The sequence below is a fragment of the Xanthomonas maliensis genome, assembly GCF_009192945.1.
GTDB lineage: Bacteria > Pseudomonadota > Gammaproteobacteria > Xanthomonadales > Xanthomonadaceae > Xanthomonas > Xanthomonas maliensis.
Genome location: NZ_NSET01000113.1, coordinates 1 through 744 on the forward strand (window position 1 = coordinate 1; position 744 = coordinate 744).

Annotated in this window: 2 protein-coding genes; one reads left to right on the top strand and one right to left on the bottom strand. The window is 72.7% G+C overall.

Going from position 1 to position 744, the window contains the following annotated elements; all coding sequences use genetic code 11:
* The coding region (locus CKY51_RS22545; RefSeq protein ID WP_211904947.1) for a hypothetical protein at positions 1-204 on the top strand (204 nt) is incomplete at its 5' end.
* Between the two features lie 11 nt (positions 205-215).
* Here CKY51_RS22545 and CKY51_RS22115 read toward each other — a convergent pair.
* Positions 216-744: AGE family epimerase/isomerase (locus CKY51_RS22115; protein WP_211904949.1), on the bottom strand; the 529-nt coding region annotated here is incomplete at its 5' end.

Consider the following 744-nt stretch of genomic DNA (forward strand, 5'->3'; position numbering starts at 1 on the left):
GGGGGGGGGGGGGGGGGGGGGCGGGGGGGGGGGGGGGGGGGGGGGGGGGGGGGGGGGGGGGGGGGGGGGGGGGGGGGGGGGGGGGGGGGGGGGGGGGGGGGGGGGGGGGGGGGGGGGGGGGGGGGGGGGGGGGGGGGGGGGGGGGGGGGGGGGGGGGGGGGGGGGGGGGGGGGGGGGGGGGGGGGGGGGGGGGGGGGGCTCTGATCACGCCAGCATCAAGCAGCCGGCCGCAACACGTTCAAAACCTCGTAGCACGCGCCCATGGTGTGGTAGTCGGTCTTGCCGGCCGGGCTCTTCTCATCGCTGTACTTGCGGTTGTCCGCATCCAGGATGCGATACCACGCACCGTAGCGATGGTCGACCATGTGCTTCCAGGAGTAATCCCACAGCTTGTCGTACCACTGCCAGTAGCTGGCCTCGCCACTGCGCTGCGCCAGCAACGCCGCCGCCGCCAACGATTCGGCCTGCACCCAGAAGTACTTGTCGTCGTCGCAGACGGTGCCATCGGGAGCGAAACCGTAGTACAGCCCGCCGCGCTGCGCATCCCAGGAACGCTCCACCGCGGTGTCGAACAGGTGTCGCGCGGTCGGCAACAGCCACTCGCTGGGCGCATAGCGGTCCAGCAGCATCAGCAGCTTGGCCCACTCGGTCTGGTGACCCGGCTGGAAGCCCCATGGACGGAACAGATGCTTGGGATTGTCGCGGTTGTAGTCCCAGTCGATGTTCCAGTGCACATCGTAGTGT